General features: G+C 70.2%; 16 protein-coding genes and 2 riboswitches. Of the genes, 8 read left to right on the top strand and 8 right to left on the bottom strand.

The genetic code is table 11. The features are described 5' to 3' along the window. Positions 1–5: 5 nt before the first annotated feature. Positions 6–584 carry a peptide deformylase gene (locus AA23TX_RS00360; RefSeq protein ID WP_155540615.1) on the top strand — a complete coding sequence of 193 codons (579 nt, stop codon included), beginning with the start codon at positions 6–8 and terminating at the stop codon, positions 582–584. A gap of 72 nt (positions 585–656) precedes the next feature. Here AA23TX_RS00360 and AA23TX_RS00355 read toward each other — a convergent pair whose 3' ends face one another. Next, positions 657–2,822 carry a glycoside hydrolase family 15 protein gene (locus tag AA23TX_RS00355; protein ID WP_155540614.1) on the bottom strand — a complete coding sequence of 722 codons (2,166 nt, stop codon included), beginning with the start codon at positions 2,820–2,822 and terminating at the stop codon, positions 657–659. A gap of 199 nt (positions 2,823–3,021) precedes the next feature. Between AA23TX_RS00355 and AA23TX_RS00350 the strand changes: the two genes are divergently transcribed. The 3 genes from AA23TX_RS00350 (at position 3,022) to thiD (AA23TX_RS00340) (ending at position 6,524) form a co-directional block, all read left to right on the top strand. Further along, a complete protein-coding gene (locus tag AA23TX_RS00350) occupies positions 3,022–3,933 on the top strand; it encodes a S1C family serine protease (RefSeq protein ID WP_155540613.1) in 912 nt (303 codons plus the stop codon). A gap of 38 nt (positions 3,934–3,971) precedes the next feature. Beyond that, positions 3,972–4,093: riboswitch (TPP riboswitch) on the top strand. Continuing rightward, a complete protein-coding gene (gene thiC / locus AA23TX_RS00345; RefSeq protein ID WP_155540612.1) occupies positions 4,087–5,721 on the top strand; it encodes a phosphomethylpyrimidine synthase ThiC in 1,635 nt (544 codons plus the stop codon). Its footprint overlaps the riboswitch before it by 7 nt. Continuing rightward, a complete protein-coding gene (gene thiD, locus AA23TX_RS00340) occupies positions 5,718–6,524 on the top strand; it encodes a bifunctional hydroxymethylpyrimidine kinase/phosphomethylpyrimidine kinase (RefSeq protein ID WP_155540611.1) in 807 nt (268 codons plus the stop codon). Before thiC ends, thiD (AA23TX_RS00340) begins: the two co-directional genes overlap by 4 nt. 52 nt (positions 6,525–6,576) lie before the next feature. Here thiD (AA23TX_RS00340) and AA23TX_RS00335 read toward each other — a convergent pair whose 3' ends face one another. Then, positions 6,577–6,972 carry a winged helix-turn-helix transcriptional regulator gene (locus AA23TX_RS00335; RefSeq protein WP_155540610.1) on the bottom strand — a complete coding sequence of 132 codons (396 nt, stop codon included), beginning with the start codon at positions 6,970–6,972 and terminating at the stop codon, positions 6,577–6,579. Between the two features lie 91 nt (positions 6,973–7,063). Here AA23TX_RS00335 and AA23TX_RS00330 point away from each other — a divergent pair, with 91 nt between their 5' ends. Continuing rightward, positions 7,064–7,987 (top strand): NADP-dependent oxidoreductase, encoded by a 924-nt coding sequence (locus AA23TX_RS00330; protein WP_155540609.1) that lies wholly within the window; start codon positions 7,064–7,066, stop codon positions 7,985–7,987. Here AA23TX_RS00330 and AA23TX_RS00325 read toward each other — a convergent pair. Then, entirely contained in the window at positions 7,984–8,994 is a 1,011-nt protein-coding gene (locus AA23TX_RS00325; protein WP_155540608.1) for a phosphatidylinositol-specific phospholipase C domain-containing protein, read from the bottom strand. The two genes, AA23TX_RS00330 and AA23TX_RS00325, sit on opposite strands and share 4 nt — an antisense overlap. A 105-nt stretch (positions 8,995–9,099) precedes the next feature. On the opposite strand from AA23TX_RS00325, the gene thiD (AA23TX_RS00320) reads away from it, so the two are divergent. Together thiD (AA23TX_RS00320) and AA23TX_RS00315 are read left to right on the top strand one after the other, a co-directional pair. Beyond that, complete coding sequence (thiD, locus tag AA23TX_RS00320) at positions 9,100–9,927, top strand: bifunctional hydroxymethylpyrimidine kinase/phosphomethylpyrimidine kinase (RefSeq protein WP_155540607.1); 828 nt, start codon at positions 9,100–9,102, stop codon at positions 9,925–9,927. 59 nt (positions 9,928–9,986) lie between these two features. Beyond that, complete coding sequence (locus AA23TX_RS00315) at positions 9,987–10,793, top strand: ion transporter (RefSeq protein WP_155540606.1); 807 nt, start codon at positions 9,987–9,989, stop codon at positions 10,791–10,793. Here AA23TX_RS00315 and AA23TX_RS00310 read toward each other — a convergent pair. The 4 genes from AA23TX_RS00310 to thiO form a co-directional block, all read right to left on the bottom strand. Further along, complete coding sequence (locus tag AA23TX_RS00310) at positions 10,790–11,224, bottom strand: MarR family winged helix-turn-helix transcriptional regulator (RefSeq protein ID WP_155540605.1); 435 nt, start codon at positions 11,222–11,224, stop codon at positions 10,790–10,792. The genes AA23TX_RS00315 and AA23TX_RS00310 overlap by 4 nt on opposite strands. 159 nt (positions 11,225–11,383) lie before the next feature. After that, positions 11,384–12,142 (bottom strand): thiazole synthase, encoded by a 759-nt coding sequence (locus AA23TX_RS00305; RefSeq protein WP_155540604.1) that lies wholly within the window; start codon positions 12,140–12,142, stop codon positions 11,384–11,386. Position 12,143: 1 nt separating this feature from the next. Beyond that, positions 12,144–12,344 (bottom strand): sulfur carrier protein ThiS, encoded by a 201-nt coding sequence (gene thiS / locus AA23TX_RS00300; protein ID WP_155540603.1) that lies wholly within the window; start codon positions 12,342–12,344, stop codon positions 12,144–12,146. Then, on the bottom strand, positions 12,344–13,420 hold the full coding sequence (gene thiO, locus AA23TX_RS00295; protein ID WP_155540602.1) for a glycine oxidase ThiO: 1,077 nt from the start codon (positions 13,418–13,420) through the stop codon (positions 12,344–12,346). The genes thiS and thiO overlap by 1 nt, the downstream gene beginning before the upstream one ends. Continuing rightward, positions 13,415–13,520, bottom strand: a riboswitch (TPP riboswitch). Its footprint overlaps the gene before it by 6 nt. Positions 13,521–13,551: 31 nt before the next feature. Here thiO and thiE point away from each other — a divergent pair. Continuing rightward, positions 13,552–14,211 (top strand): thiamine phosphate synthase, encoded by a 660-nt coding sequence (gene thiE / locus AA23TX_RS00290; RefSeq protein ID WP_155540601.1) that lies wholly within the window; start codon positions 13,552–13,554, stop codon positions 14,209–14,211. Positions 14,212–14,265: 54 nt separating this feature from the next. Here the strand turns inward: thiE and AA23TX_RS00285 are convergent, their stop codons facing one another. Next, complete coding sequence (locus tag AA23TX_RS00285) at positions 14,266–15,000, bottom strand: hypothetical protein (RefSeq protein WP_155540600.1); 735 nt, start codon at positions 14,998–15,000, stop codon at positions 14,266–14,268. Between the last annotated feature and the right edge of the window lie 135 nt (positions 15,001–15,135).

Here is a 15,135-nt window from a genome sequence, read left to right as displayed (position 1 = left end):
TCGCCGTGACCATCCACCCCATCGTGATCGCCGGCGAACCCGTGCTGCACCAGCCGACTCGGGAGATCACCGAGTTCGACGAGAAGCTGCGCACGCTCACCGACGACATGTTCGAGACGATGTACGCCGCCGAGGGCGTCGGCCTCGCGGCCAACCAGATCGGCCTCGACCTGCGGGTGTTCGTGTACGACTGCCCGGACGACGAAGGCGTGCGGCACAAGGGCCTCGTCGTGAACCCGAAGCTCGAGACGTCGGAGATCCCGGAGACCATGCCGGACCCGGACGACGACTGGGAGGGCTGCCTGTCGGCGCCCGGCGAGTCGTACCCGACGGGCCGCGCGAAGTGGGCGAAGGTGACCGGTTTCGACCTCGACGGCAACCCGATCGAGGTCGAGGGCACCGGTTACTTCGCGCGGTGCCTGCAGCACGAAACCGACCACCTGGACGGCTTCATCTACCTCGACCGCCTGGTCGGGCGGCACGCGCGCGCGGCCAAGAAGATGCTGAAGTCCAACAAGTGGGGCGTCCCCGGCAACTCGTGGCTGCCCCCGAAGACCCCCGAGGACGACGGCGCCGTCATCTGACCGCCCGCCCGGTCGTGAGTGAGAAACAGCGTTAGAACACTGTTTCTCACTCACGACCACTTGCGCCGAGCGTCAGCAGCCGAGGAAGTGGCAGCGGACCACCTTCGGCGTCTCCAGCACCGAGCCCGCCTTGACGTCCCAAGCCAGCCGCACGTACTGCGCGTGCGTCCAGGCCAGCGGGGTCGCCGAGGTGTTCGGCGTGCCCGTCGGGAAGCCCGGCTGACCGGACGGCGCGTTCTCGTCCCACACCTGCTCCGGCATGGTCTCCGCCGAGCTGCTCACGCGGCCGAGGTCACGCAGCCGCCGCGCGGCCGACGCCGGGTCGCCGAGCGTCAGCTCGTACTCGCCGCGCTCGCCGGCGAGCAGCGGCCACAACCGCCCGAACGTGGTGCGGCTCTCGGCCGGGAACGTGTAGTCCCACGGCGAACCGTCGGCCTGCTCGCCGTAGCCGTCCTTCGTGTACCGGTGCCAGAACTGCCCGGTCGGCGTCGTGAACGCGATGTCCTTGTCGGTGACCCTGATGCTGTTGCGGATCACCGGATCGTCGGCCCGGTAGACGCCGAGCCGGACGAGGTCGAGGAAGCCCGCGTCGGTGACCGCGCGCTGGTCCATCGTGACGCTCGAGTTGCCGAGGTTGTACGTCGTCCCGGCGTTCGCGTCGGCGTCCTTGGTGAGCCGGACGAAGTACGGGTCCTTCGACAGCGGCCCGTTCGTGGTGATCGTCTGCTTCGGCAGGTCGGCCTTGAACTTGTCGGCCGCCGCGAGGTAGCGGGCGGCGTCCGCCGGAGCGCCGTTGTGCGACGCGAGGTCCGCGGCGCAGACGAGCCCGGCGATCACCGAGGCGATGGTCGAGGGCGACCAGCCGTCCTGCTCCTCCCAGCGCTCCTGCTGGGTGTACGGCGCCCGCTGCCCGTTCGGGCCGACGTAGCCGATGATGAAGTCGGCGGCCTTCCGGACGCCGGGCCACAGGTCGGTCCGCCCGAGCTGCTGGGCCAGCACGATCGGGAAAGCGGTTTCGTCGAGCTGGATCGACGTCCAGTACGGGACGCCGTCGACGCGGCTGTTCTGCGGCATGTGCCCGTCGGCCTGCTGCTGCGTGCCGAACATGTAGCTCACCGCGCGGTTCGCGGCGGGCTGGTCGCCACCGGCGGCCAGGCCGGTCGCGATCTGGTAGAGGTCACGCGGCCAGACCAGGTGGTAGGTGCCCGACGGCGACCACTCCGGGTCGTTGTTCCCGAACCGCCACGGCATGCTCGGCGACGCGATGAAGGCGCCCGGGTGGTGCTTGTCCTCGCTCGCGGCGAGGGTCAGCATCGACGCCTTGTAGAGGTCGCGCTCGGCGTCGGTCTTCAGCGACGACGGCGGCTTGCTGACGCCGCGCAGGTACTGCTCCCAGCCACGGTCGTACGCGCGGGTGATGTCGCGGACGCCGCGTCGCTGCGACGCCTGCGCGCTGCCGAGCGCGTCGGCGGCCTTCGCGCCCATGCCGAGCGCCAGGGTGACGTGCCGGTTGCGGACGCCGTCGGCGCTCGTCTGCCCGGTCAGCACGACATTGCCCTTCGCGGCGGTGTCGTAGGAGTTCAGCTTGAAGGTCTTGGTGAGCTGCGTGTTCCCGTCGGACGCGCCCGCGTAGCCGACGCTGGTCTTCGTGAACGCGGGCTTCGCGGTGAGCGCGGCGGCGTTCGTGGCGTCCTGCGCGGTGAGCGCGTCGCCCTTGCGCACGGCCGAGTCGTCGGAGCCGTCGTTGGTCAGGTCCGGGTCGGCGACCGCGTAGAGCTGGTAGGGACGCCCGGTGAGCGACTGGAAGTCGACGTCCACCAGCACCGTCGTGGCGGCCGGGTCGGTGACGTAGGTCTTGCGCAGGCGCCAGCGGTGCTGGTCGTCGGTGATCGTCTGCTCGTAGGTCAGGCTGTTGTCGTCGGTCCGCCGCACCTGCTGCGCCTTCTCGGCGTAGTCGAGGTCGGCGAAGCTGCGACCGTCCGTGACGACGAAGTTCATCGAACGGACGCTCGGCGTCGACAGGTCCGGGTAGTAGACCTCGGACATCTGGCCGCCTTGGAGCGTGAACCAGACGTTGGACGAGCGGTCGTGAGCCGTGCCGAAGCCGGTCTTGTTCGCGGGCAGCCAGCTGGGATGGGCGCCCGGGGCGCCGGGAGCCTCGCCCTGTGCCACCGCGATCCCCGGTATCAGGCCGGTGACCAGCAGCCCGGCGAGGGCGCCGAACATGAGTTTGCGCATATCAACCCCACAGAAAGTCGCTTCTGCACCGTTACAGAAGCGCCTGGAAGTGTCTCGCCGATCCTTCACCGGCGCATGGTCCGATCCGGTGAACCACTGACCGTCACTGGTCCGGCCGGCGGTTCACGAACAGCGAACGGACTTCGCACGCTTTCCGGCGCAGACTTGTAGTACCTGCAACGGTGTAATCGAGGTGCTCATGGAAGACGCGATGGACGCCTACTCGCGGGCGGTCAGCACCGTCGCCAAGACCGTCACCCCGCATGTCGCCGGGGTCCAGCTCGCGCGCGGCAGCGGCTCGGCGGTCGTCTTCGCCGACGACGGCCACCTGCTCACCAACGCCCACGTCGTCAGCGACCACCGGCGCGGCGTCGCCACCTTCGCCGACGGCAGCGAAGCGCCCTTCGACGTCGTCGGCTCCGACCCGCTGTCCGATCTCGCCGTGCTGCGAGCGCGCGGCGAGACGCCGTCGGCGGCCGTGCTCGGCGACGCCGACGAGCTCGTCGTCGGGCAGCTCGTCGTGGCCATCGGGAGCCCGCTCGGCTTCTCCGGCACCGTCACCGCGGGCGTCGTCAGCGCGCTCGGCCGGGCACTGCCGGTGCGGCAGGGGCGCACCACCCGGGTGATCGAGGACGTCATCCAGACCGACGCGGCCCTCAACCCCGGCAACTCCGGCGGCGCGCTCGCGGACTCCGCCGGCCGGGTCGTCGGCGTCAACACCGCCGTCGCCGGCGTCGGGCTCGGGCTCGCGGTGCCGATCAACGCGACGACGCGGCGGATCATCGACACGCTCGTCGTCGAAGGCCGGGTGCGGCGCGCCTACCTCGGCGTCATCGGCGTGCCCGCGCCGTTGCCCGACGACATCGCCGAGCGCACCGGGCAGAGCGCCGGGCTGCGGGTCCGCGAAGTCGTCCCCGGCGGCCCCGCGGACCGGGCGGGCCTGCACGCCGGCGATCTCGTGCTGACCGTCGGGCGCACCCGCGTCTCGGACGCCCAGGGCATCCAGCGCCAGCTGTTCGCGGAAGTGATCGGCACCGCACTCCCGATCACCGTGCTGCGCAACGGAGCCATGGTCGACGTCTACGCCACTCCGGCCGAGTTGGTCGGGTGACTTGAGTATCGCGCTCCGGCGTGGCATGGTCGGTGGCACAACACCAACGCGGGAGCTCGCGCCATGGCGGGCTGAGAGGGTGACTTGCGTTTCGCAGGCGTCACCGACCGCATGAACCTGACCGGGTAATGCCGGCGTAGGGAGTGAAAGTCGTTGACGACGCTTGAGAACAAGGACGTCTCCGTCACGACCGGGCCGATCACGGGCTCGCACAAGGTTTATCACCAGACCGAATCCGGATTGCGGGTTCCCGCACGCCGGATCGACCTCTCGAACGACGAACACTTCGACGTCTACGACACTTCGGGCCCGTACACGGACCCCGAAGCCACCATCGACGTCCACAGTGGACTCCACCGGCTGCGCGCCGGCTGGGCCGACGGCCGTGAGCACAACACCCAGCTCGGCTGGGCCAAACAGGGTGTCATCACGCGGGAGATGGAGTACATCGCCGCCCGCGAACGGGTTTCTCCCGAGTTCGTGCGTGACGAGGTGGCCAGCGGCCGCGCGGTGATCCCGGCCAACCGGCGCCACCCCGAGTCCGAGCCGATGATCATCGGCAAGAACTTCCTGGTGAAGATCAACGCCAACATGGGCAACTCGGCCGTCTGGTCGTCGGTCGAGGAAGAGGTCGACAAGATGGTGTGGGCGACCCGCTGGGGCGCCGACACGATTATGGACCTCTCCACCGGCAAGCGGATCCACGAGACGCGGGAGTGGATCATCCGCAACTCGCCGGTCCCGGTCGGCACCGTGCCGATCTACCAGGCGCTGGAAAAGGTCGACGGCGAACCGGAAAAGCTGTCGTGGGAGATCTACCGCGACACGATCATCGAGCAGTGCGAACAGGGCGTCGACTACGTCACCGTGCACGCCGGCGTGCTGCTGCGCTACATCCCGCTGACCGCGCGGCGCGTCACCGGGATCGTCAGCCGCGGCGGGTCGATCATGGCCGCGTGGTGCCTCGCGCATCACCAGGAATCGTTCCTGTACACGCACTTCGAGGAACTCTGCGAGATCCTGCGGCAGTACGACGTCACGTTCTCCCTCGGCGACGGCCTGCGTCCCGGCTCGATCGCCGACGCGAACGACCGCGCCCAGTTCGCCGAGCTGGAAACCCTCGGAGAGCTGACGCACATCGCGCGCTCGCACGACGTCCAGGTGATGATCGAGGGCCCCGGCCACGTGCCGATGCACAAGATCAAGGAGAACGTCGAGCTGGAGGAACGGCTCTGCGGCGAGGCGCCGTTCTACACGCTCGGTCCACTCGCGACGGACATCGCGCCGGGCTACGACCACATCACGTCGGCCATCGGCGCGGCGCAGATCGGCTGGTACGGCACGGCGATGCTGTGCTACGTCACGCCGAAGGAGCACCTCGGCCTGCCGAACCGCGACGACGTCAAGACCGGCGTGATCACGTACAAGATCGCCGCGCACGCCGCGGACCTGGCCAAGGGGCACCCGTACGCGCAGGAGTGGGACGACGAGCTGTCGAAGGCCCGCTTCGAGTTCCGCTGGAACGACCAGTTCAACCTTTCGCTCGACCCGGACACGGCGCGTTCGTTCCACGACGAGACGCTGCCCGTGGAAGCCGCCAAGACCGCGCACTTCTGCTCGATGTGCGGGCCGAAGTTCTGCTCGATGCGGATCACGCAGGACGTCCGCAAGTACGCCGAGGAGCACGGACTGTCCACTGTGGAGGCCATCGAGGCCGGGATGGCTTCGAAGTCGGCGGAGTTCACCGAGTCCGGCGGCAAGGTCTACCTGCCCGTGGTGCAGCTGTGACACCGCCCACCGCCCTCACCATCGCCGGTTCCGACTCCGGCGGTGGTGCGGGCATCCAGGCGGACCTGCGCACCTTCTTCGCGAACGGGGTGCACGGGCTGGTCGCGCTGACCGCGGTCACCGTCCAGAACTCGTTGGGTGTCCAGGGTTTCACGGAGATCCCGGCCGACGTCGTCACCGCGCAGATCAAGGCGGTGGCGTCCGACATGGGCGTGGACGCGGCGAAGACGGGGATGCTGGCGACCGCCGAGATCATCCGCGCGGTGGCGAAGACCCTGGACGAGCTGGGGATGGACTTCCCGCTGGTGGTCGACCCAGTGGCGGCGTCGATGACCGGGCACGCTCTGCTGCGCGAAGACGCCCTGGAGGCGATCCGCACGGAGCTGTTCCCGCGCGCGACGCTGATCACGCCGAACCTGGACGAAGTCGGGCTCTTGACCGGCATCTCCGTTTCCGACGCGGCTTCCCAGCGCGCGGCGGCGGAGGCGCTGCTGGAGTTCGGCTCGCAGTGGGTGCTCGTCAAGGGCGGCCACATGCGGGGCACGCGGGAGTGCGTGGACCTGCTGACGGACGGCAGCTCGTACGTTTCGTTGAGCGGCCCGAGGTACGAGACGAACAACACCCACGGCGGCGGCGACACGATGGCATCGGCGATCACGGCCTCACTGGCGAAGGGCGCTTCGGTGCCGGACGCGGTGGCGGCGGGGAAGAAGTTCATCGAGCGCTGCGTGGCGGAGGCCTACCCGCTCGGCGCGGGTGTCGGACCGGTGTCGCCGTTCTGGGTCCTGGACGGTCGTGAGTGAGAAACAGGGTTAGAACACTGTTTCTCACTCACGACCCGCTGCGGCAGACCTCTCAGCGGACCGGCTGCAGCTCCCGGCCGTCGTAGGACTCGCGTGCCGAGCGGATGCGGTCGAAGTTCGCCTGGGACCACGTGCTCAGCGCCACCAGGTGCGCCCCCACCTCCGCGCCCATCTCCGTCAGTGCGTACTCCACTGTCGGGGGCGTTGTCGGGTACACCGTGCGCGTCAGGAAGCCGTCGCGCTCCAGCTGGCGGAGGTTCTGGGTCAGCATCTTCTGGCTGATGCCGTCGACCGCGCGGCGCAGCTCGCCGAAGCGGTGCGGGCCGCGGGCCAGCGCGCCCAGCATCAGCGCCGTCCACTTGTTGGCCAGCAGGTCCAGCACGTCGCGGCAGGGACAGCTCCGGAGGTAGACGTCCCAGGGTCCGTCCTGGTCACAAGTGGTTTCCATCAGGTACCTACTTCACTTATTAGTGCCTTCTGGCGAAAAGTGCCTACCCATTCGAGCATAGGAGGCGACCCCGAACAGAAGGAGTGGAGCAATGCGCATCGTGACCCAGGAGACCCTCGGCGGGCCGGAGGTGCTCCGCGTCACCGAGGCACCGCGCCCGGAACCCGGGCCGACGGAGGTCCTGGTGCGGGTGCACGCGGCCGGCATCAACCCCGTCGACTGGAAGGTGCGCGCCGGCGGCGGGTTCCTCGGCGAACCGCCGTTCACCGTCGGCTGGGACGTCGCCGGCGTCGTCGAACAGGCCGGCTTCGGTGCCACCGGTGTCCGGGAAGGCGACGAAGTCCTCGGCATGCCGTGGTTCCCGCGCCCGGGCAACGCCTACGCCGAGTACGTCACCGCGCCCTCGCGGCACTTCGTGCGCAAGCCCGCCGGGCTGTCGTTCGCCGAGGCCGCCGCGCTGCCGCTGGCCGGGCTCACCGCCTGGCAGGGGCTGGTCGACGTCGGGAACGTCCACAAGGGACAACGCGTGTTCGTCGACGCCGCCGCGGGCGGGGTCGGCCACCTCGCCGTGCAGATCGCCAAGGCACGCGGCGCGCACGTCATCGGGACGGCCAGCGCGGGCAAGCACGACCTCCTGCGCGAGCTCGGGGTCGACGAGCCGATCGACTACCACGACAAGACCGCCACCACGTCCGATGTGGACGTCTACTTCGGACTCGTCGGCGAGGAGAGCGACCTGCGCTGGCTCCCCGCGATCAAGGAGGGCGGCCTGCTGATCGCCGTGCCCAGCGGCGTCGCGGACCGCGTCGAAAAAGCCGCCGCCGCAAGGAAGGTGCGGACCGAACGGATCCTCGTCGAGCCGGACCGCGGCGGGCTGACCGGCCTCGTCGAGCTGATCGAGACCGGTCAGCTGAAGGTCCGCGTCGAGCAGACCTTCCCGCTGGAAGACGCCGCCAAGGCGCACGAGCTGGGTGAGTCGGGCCGGGTGTCCGGCAAGCTCGTGCTGACCGTCTAACCGCGGGCGAGCACCTGCGGCAGGACCGTCGTGAGCCCGGTCCAGTCGGACGTGATGACCGACGCGTGCTGCTTCGCCAGGTCGGCGACACGCTGGTTGGCCTGGTCGACCGTCGGGTTGTGCGCGTCGATCGCGGGCGCGACGTTCTGCCCGTCGGTCATCACCACGTAGTAGTGGTTGGCGTCGTACCACCACGGCCCGGTCTGCGTGACCCACGCGTTCGCGTCGCCGTCGAACACGACGAACCACGGCTTGAGGTCGGCGGTGTACTTGTCCCGCGGGTCACCGCCGGCCGCGCCGTGCACGGTCGGGAAGATGTTCGCGTCGCCGAGCTTGCCCGCGTTCTTGAGCCCGACCAGGTACCGCGCGTACTCGACGTCGGTCTTGAGCGTGTCGGTCGGGTTCTGCTCCTCCACGGTGCCCGGGATGATCTCGGTGATCACCCGGCCCCGCAACGCGTCCACGGACGGCCAGTTGTCCGCCTTCGCGGCGTCGTCGAGCGTGGCGTAGCTCCCGAGCAGCTCGGCCGGCCGGAACGCGACGCTGCCGAGGTGCGAGCGGAACGTCGCGTCGAGCTCGTCCGGGCCCATGCCGGTGTTGTCCGAGAAGCCCGTCTTCATCTCGAGCTTGAGCGTGATCGGCGTGTGCCCCGGGTGCGCGGCCAGCCAGATCCGGATGTCGTCGAGGCAGTACTCGAGGTTCTTGTTCTTCCCGCCGGTGTACAGCTGCGACGCCGAGGTGGCCGCGACGCAGTTGTTGTTGTTCCCCAACGGGTTCGAGTGGCTGACCTTCCACTCGTGGGTGAAGAAGTCCGGCCAGACGTCGAGCTCGATCAGCGACGACCCGGCGTCGAGCGCCTGGGCCAGATAGCCGTAGGCCGCCGGGTCGTAGGTGTTGTGCACGCCGACCGTGGTGACGTGGGAGAGCTTTGGGCTGTCCGCGTTGGCAGCAGTCGCTCCCGAGAACGTGAGAGCTGCCGCGAGGAGGACCACCGAGAAGAGCTTCATCCAGGCTCCTTCGAACGTGAGTAACGTTCACAATGTCTCACCGTGGTTGACTCTTGATGAAGGAAAAGCGGCCGATTGGCCTAGACCAGAAGTCGGGAAACCACCATGACGACGAGCCCGCCCACCGCGTTGACCATCGCCGGATCGGACTCCGGCGGTGCCGCCGGGCTGCAGGCGGATCTCCGCACCTTCCTGACCTGTGGGGTCCACGGCCTGGTCGCGGTCACCGCCGTCACGGTGCAGAACACCCTGGGCGTCCACGACCGCGCCGACCTGCCGCCGCACATCGTGGCCGGGCAGATCGAGGCCGTCGCGGCGGACATGGGCGTCGGCGCGGCCAAGACCGGCATGCTGGCGTCGGCGGAGATCATCCACGCGGTCGCCGCCGCGGGCGACAAGGCCGGGATCGGGCGCGACGAGAAGATCCCGTTCGTGGTCGACCCGGTGGCGGCGTCGATGCACGGCCACCCGCTGTTCGACGACGCCGGCCTGCGCGCCCTGCGCGACGAACTCCTCCCGCGCGCGACCGTGCTCACGCCCAACCTCGACGAGGTCCGGCTGCTCACCGGCATGACGGTCACCGACCGCGAAGGCATGCACACCGCGGCCGTCGTCCTCCAGCGGATGGGCCCGAAGTACGTCCTGGTCAAGAGCGGCCACCTGCAGTCCGACCCGGAGTGCGTGGACCTGCTGTTCGACGGCTCGACGTTCGTGGAGCTGCTGGGGCGGCGCTACGCGACCCCGCACACGCACGGCGCGGGCGACACGATGGCGTCCGCGCTGACGGCCGGCCTGGCCAAGGGCATGCCGGTGGTCGAAGCGGCGCGCTACGGCAAGTGGTTCGTCTCGCACGCCGTCGAGCACGCGTACCCGATGGGAGCGAAGGTCGGCCCGGTCTCGGCCTTCTGGCGGCTGGCACCCGAACAGCGCTGAGCACGCGTCCGGTTACCATCCCTGCGTTTACTGATTCTTGACTCACGCGAGGGGCGGCCTTGACCGGACGCGAGCGGACGGCGAAGGTCCTCGAGGACCGCCGCTTCCAGAACTTCATCATCGCCGTGATCGTGGTCAACGCGACCACGCTCGGCATGGAGACGTCGACGTCCCTGATGGACGGCTACGGGACGCTCCTGCACACCCTCGACCACATCGCGCTGGGCATCTTCGTCACCGAGCTGCTGGCGAAGTTCTACGCCTACCGCGGCGCCTTCTTCCGCGACAACTGGAACGTCTTCGACCTGCTGGTCGTCGGCATCGCGGTGATCCCGGCGACCGGTCCGTTCGCCGTCCTGCGGTCGCTGCGCGTGCTCCGGGTGCTGCGGCTGATCTCGGTCGTGCCGTCGATGCGCAAGGTCGTCTCCGGGCTGCTCGCGGCGATCCCCGGCATGGCGTCGATCGCGGCGCTGCTCGCGCTGATCATCTTCGTCGCCGGCGTGATGGCGACCAAGCTGTTCGGCGTGATCTCGCCGGAGAACTTCGGCGACCTCGGCACCTCGCTGTTCACGCTGTTCCAGGTGATGACCGGCGAAGCGTGGCCGGACATCGCGAAGGAGATCATGGTCCAGGCGCCGATGGCCTGGATCTTCTTCGTCGTCTACATCCTGGTGTCCAGCTTCGCGGTGCTGAACCTCTTCATCGCCGTGGTCGTCAGCGGCATGGAGGACGAGCTGCGCCAGGACATCCGCGAGGAAGAGGCCAAGCAGGCCGCGACGCAGGCCGAAGCCAACCGGGAGATCCTCGAGGAGCTGCGCGCCGTCCGCGCGGAGCTGGCCGAGCTGAGGCGGGAGCAGGCCGCTTAGCGGTCCTCGTCCGCGATCAGCGCCTCCAGCGCCGGGAGCGCCGCCGTCAGGGCCTCGCGGTGCTCCGGCGTCAAGCGGTCGAGACGCCGGTTCAGCTCCTGCACCCGCGTCGACCGCACACCGGACACCAGCCGCTCGCCCTCTTCGGTCGCCTTCGCCAGCCACGCGCGGCGGTCGACCGGGTCGGACTCGCGGCTCACGTACCCCGCCTCGACCAGGGACGCGATGATCCGCGACATGGTCGCCGCGGCGACGCCCTCCTTCGCGGCGAGATCGCCGAGACGCAGCTGGCCGGAGATCACCAGCGTCGCGAGGGCCGAGATGGCGCCGTGGCCGGGGCCGGGCACGCCGGCCTGCCGCAGTGACCGGGACAGCCTGCCGACAGCGAGGTACAACCTGCCCGAGACGTCCTGGACGGATGTGCTGGTCACGGCTGGCTCCTTCTGCCCTGCCCCGCCGCGGGTGCGCCGGAAAGTGCCGTCAACCTTACGGGTTCGCGGTGCACGTTCGGCGTTAAGGCACCCGGTGTTATACCGGGGCTCCGCCCCGGGCCGGGGGCTCCGCCACCCGGAGCCCCCGAAAGCAGCAGTTCACCGGGGTGGGCTCGAAGCCTGCGCCCAGAACCGCTGCGGCACGCGCCCGGCGCTCCGGGCCAGGTGACCGGCGACGACGGCCGAGCGCATCGCCGCGGCCATCCGTTCGGGGTCCGTCGCGCGGGTGACCGCGGTGGACAGCAGGACGGCGTCGCAGCCGAGCTCCATCGCCAGCGTCGCGTCGGACGCCGTGCCGATTCCGGCGTCCAGGATCACCGGCACGCCCGCCCGCGAAACGATCAGCTCGATGTTGTGCGGATTCCGGATGCCGAGGCCGGTGCCGATCGGCGCGCCCAGCGGCATCACGGCGGCGCAGCCCGCCTCCTCCAAGCGGAGCGCGAGCACCGGGTCGTCGTTCGTGTAGGCGAACACCGTGAACCCGTCGGCGGCCAGCCGTTCGGCGGCGTCGAGGGTTTCGATCGGGTCCGGGAGCAGCGTCCGGTCGTCGGCGTGCACCTCGAGCTTGATCAGATCGGTCCCGAGGGCCTCCCGCGCGAGCTGCGCGGTGAGCACGGCCTCGGCGGCCGTGCGGCAGCCCGCGGTGTTCGGCAGCAGCTCGATGCCGAGCCTTTTCAGGAGCTCGAGGACGCCGGAGCCGCCTTCGGCGTCGGCGCGGCGCATGGCGACGGTCGTCAGCTCGGTGCCGGACGCGACCAGCGCGCGTTCGAGCACGGCGAGGTTCGCCGCGCCGCCGGTGCCGATGATCAGCCGGGACGTCAGCTTGTGCGTGCCGATGACCAGTGGTTCTTCGTCCATTTCAGCCTCCCTGGACGGCGGTGAGCACGTCGACACCCGCGCCCTTGGGCACGGCGGTGGCCGCCCAGTCGCTCCGGCGGACGACGACGCCGTCGACCGCGACGGCGATGCCGGGCCGCTGCCCGCCGGACGCGTCGAGGACGTCCGCGACGGTCGCGCCGTCGGGGAACTCCGTCCACGTCCCGTTGAGCTTGATCTCCATCACACGTGCTCCTTCTGGTGCAGGCGGGCGGGTGAAGCCGCTTCGACGCCTTCGGGCGGCTTCTCACCCTCGAGCCAGGCAACCACGGCGTCCGCGGTCACGGGGGCCATCAGCAGGCCGTTGCGGTGGTGCCCGGTGGCGGCGAAGACGCCGTCGTCAAGGACGCCGATGTAGGGCAGCACGTCCCGGCTGCCGGCCCGCAGGCCGGCGGCGGTCTCGACGAGCTCGTACTCGGTGATCGCGGGGAAGACGCGCTCGGCGCCCTCGATCAGCTCGCGGACGCCGCGCGCGGTGACGGCCCGGTCGAAACCCGCCTCGTACTGCGTCGCGCCGAGGACGAGCTCCTGGTCGCCGCGCGGCACGAGGTAGATCGGCCGGCTCTCGACGACGGCGCGGACGGTGCGCGTGGGCGGGGGCAGGCAGCCGCGGCGGGGTTTCAGGCGCAGGATCTCGCCCTTGAGCGGGCGGACGGCGTCGGCGAGCTGCGGGTGCAGCCGTCCGGTCCAGGCGCCGGCGGCGAGCACGACGGCGTCGGCGTCCGGGACGCGTTCGACGCGTTCGCGGACGAACCGGACGTCTCGTTCTTGGCACGCCGCGTACAGGGCGTGGAGCAGTTTCCGGTTGTCCACGGCCAGGTCGCCGGGCACGTGGAGTCCACTTCGGACGGACCCGGTGCCCGGTTCGAGCCGCTTCGTCTCGCGACTGGTGAGGCGTTCGGCCACGCGGCCGAGCGAGTGCAGGTGCGCGGCGAGGATGTCGAGGTGGCCGGCGTCGGCGCTGTCGAACGCGACGACGAGCGTGCCGTGTTCGGCCAGGCCGGGGTCGAGGCCTTCCTGAGCGAGGTCGCTCGCGAAGCCGGGCCACCTTTTCAGCGATTCTTCGCCGAGGCGCAGGACGTCTTCCTCGCCCGGCCAGGCCTCGGTGACCGGGGCGAGCATGCCGCCGGCCAGCCAGGACGCGCCGCCGCGGACGGGCTCGGGGTCGTAGAGGGTCACTTCGCGGCCGGCTCGTGCGGCTCGCCACGCCGTGGACAGGCCGATCACGCCGCCGCCGACCACGGCCAAGGTGTTCGTCATGGGAATCACGCTCCCTGCGCCGGCATGACCCGGATCAGGTTCCACGGTCGGAGCGGCAGCTCCCTCTCAGCCCGTCCCTCGGGCTCCCGTGCGGACCAGTCCACCCTAGCTCCCAAGGTACGGTCGCCGCTATGCCCGCCCTTTCCGGTGACAAGATCCGCGCCCGCCTCGACGCGGCGCGCCTGTACCTCTGCACGGACGCCCGCACGTCCCGCGGCGACTTGGCGTCCTTCGCCGACGCGGCCCTGGCCGGTGGCGTCGACATCATCCAGCTGCGCGACAAGACCGGCGCTTTGGAAGCCGCCGGCGAGATCGCGGCGCTGGAGGTGCTGGCCGAGGCGTGCGCGCGCCACGGAGCACTGCTGTCGGTGAACGACCGGGCGGACGTGGCACTGGCGGTGGGCGCGGACGTGCTGCACCTGGGCCAGGACGACATCCCGGTCGGGTTGGCCCGCCGGATTCTGGGTGACGACGTGGTCATCGGGCGGTCGACGCACTCCGTCGCGCAAGCTTCGGCCGCCGCTTCGGAACCGGGGGTGGACTACTTCTGCACCGGCCCGTGCTGGCCGACACCGACGAAACCGGGCCGGTCGGCGCCGGGGTTGGACCTGGTCCGCGCGACGGCGGCGGCCGCTCCCGAACGCCCGTGGTTCGCGATCGGCGGCATCGACGGCCCGCGGCTCCCGGAGGTGCTGGAGGCGGGCGCGTCGCGGATCGTGGTGGTCCGCGCGATCACCGAGGCCGAGGACCCGGAAGCCGCGGCGCGGGAGTTGCGGTCCCACCTGGCTTGAAAACCGTGAAGGGCACATCGAGGGACTTGAACCCTTGATGTGCCCTTCACTGACCTACGGGGTCGGGGTGGTCGCCGCGCCCTTGCTGGTCGGCGGGGTCGTCGTGGCCGGGGCTGAGGTCGACGGCTGCTGTGTCGTCGTGCCCGGCGTTGTCGTCGGCGTCTCCGACGAGGTCGTCGGGGCCGTCGAGGTGTCCGACGGGGTCGTCGTCTCCGACGGGGACACCTGGGTGTCGGTCGTGCCGGTCGTCGGCGTCGTCGAGGGGGTCTTGTCCGTCTGACCGCCGCCGTTGCCGAAGATCTTGCCGATGCTCGAACCCGTCCCGCCGCCGATCTGGGTGCCCGTCGCCGACTCGAAGCCGACTATCGCCAGGATCGCCACCGCGAACGCCGCCACGCTCGTGCCGATGATCAACGGCCAGCGCAGCTTCCGCAGCCGGGACGGCTCCTCCTCGGGCGGGCCTTCCTCGGGCCGGGGCAGCTGGACCGTCGGCTGCTCGGCCGGCGCCACCTCGGAACCGGTTCCACGCCGCCGGATGCCCGACGCCGCCAGCTGACGCGCCTTCAGCGCGGCCTCGCGCGTGCGCTGCAGTGAGCGCAGGTACACCTCGCCGCCGACCGTCGTGATCACGCTCGCCACGCCCGCGCCGACGACCGTGCCCGCCACGCCGAGCGTCGACCCCAGCAGCGCCGCCGTCACCGCCGCGAGCGCCGCCGCCATCACCTGCGCGATGCGCAGACCTGACTTTTCTTCCTTCGCTTCGGAAGTCGCTGCGTTCTCCTTGCTCATGATCCCGATCCGGTAGTAAGTCTTCTCCCCTGTCCAACGTCTAAGGCGCGCGAGGAACTCCCCGCGTTGCCGGAGCGTGAGGAGCGCCACTCCGTCCGTCCACAGTGGACATTCCACGCCGAACACTTTCTTGAC

The sequence above is a fragment of the Amycolatopsis camponoti genome (assembly GCF_902497555.1).
GTDB classification, from domain to species: domain Bacteria; phylum Actinomycetota; class Actinomycetes; order Mycobacteriales; family Pseudonocardiaceae; genus Amycolatopsis; species Amycolatopsis camponoti.
Note: the sequence above shows the minus strand (reverse complement) of the source record. Positions and strands in the feature narration are given on the sequence as shown.

Bases quoted from the DNA above. Each gene is read 5' to 3' on its own strand.
- thiE (WP_155540601.1), top strand. From the start codon at position 13,552: ATGCCCGCCCTTTCCGGTGACAAGATCCGCGCCCGCCTCGACGCGGCG.
- AA23TX_RS00305 (WP_155540604.1), bottom strand. From the start codon at position 12,142: ATGGACGAAGAACCACTGGTCATCGGCACGCACAAGCTGACGTCCCGG.
- AA23TX_RS00325 (WP_155540608.1), bottom strand. From the start codon at position 8,994: ATGAAGCTCTTCTCGGTGGTCCTCCTCGCGGCAGCTCTCACGTTCTCG.
- AA23TX_RS00350 (WP_155540613.1), top strand. From the start codon at position 3,022: ATGGAAGACGCGATGGACGCCTACTCGCGGGCGGTCAGCACCGTCGCC.
- AA23TX_RS00285 (WP_155540600.1), bottom strand. From the start codon at position 15,000: ATGAGCAAGGAGAACGCAGCGACTTCCGAAGCGAAGGAAGAAAAGTCA.
- AA23TX_RS00355 (WP_155540614.1), bottom strand. From the start codon at position 2,822: ATGCGCAAACTCATGTTCGGCGCCCTCGCCGGGCTGCTGGTCACCGGC.
- thiO (WP_155540602.1), bottom strand. From the start codon at position 13,420: ATGACGAACACCTTGGCCGTGGTCGGCGGCGGCGTGATCGGCCTGTCC.
- thiS (WP_155540603.1), bottom strand. From the start codon at position 12,344: ATGGAGATCAAGCTCAACGGGACGTGGACGGAGTTCCCCGACGGCGCG.
- AA23TX_RS00335 (WP_155540610.1), bottom strand. From the start codon at position 6,972: ATGGAAACCACTTGTGACCAGGACGGACCCTGGGACGTCTACCTCCGG.
- AA23TX_RS00330 (WP_155540609.1), top strand. From the start codon at position 7,064: ATGCGCATCGTGACCCAGGAGACCCTCGGCGGGCCGGAGGTGCTCCGC.
- thiD (WP_155540607.1), top strand. From the start codon at position 9,100: ATGACGACGAGCCCGCCCACCGCGTTGACCATCGCCGGATCGGACTCC.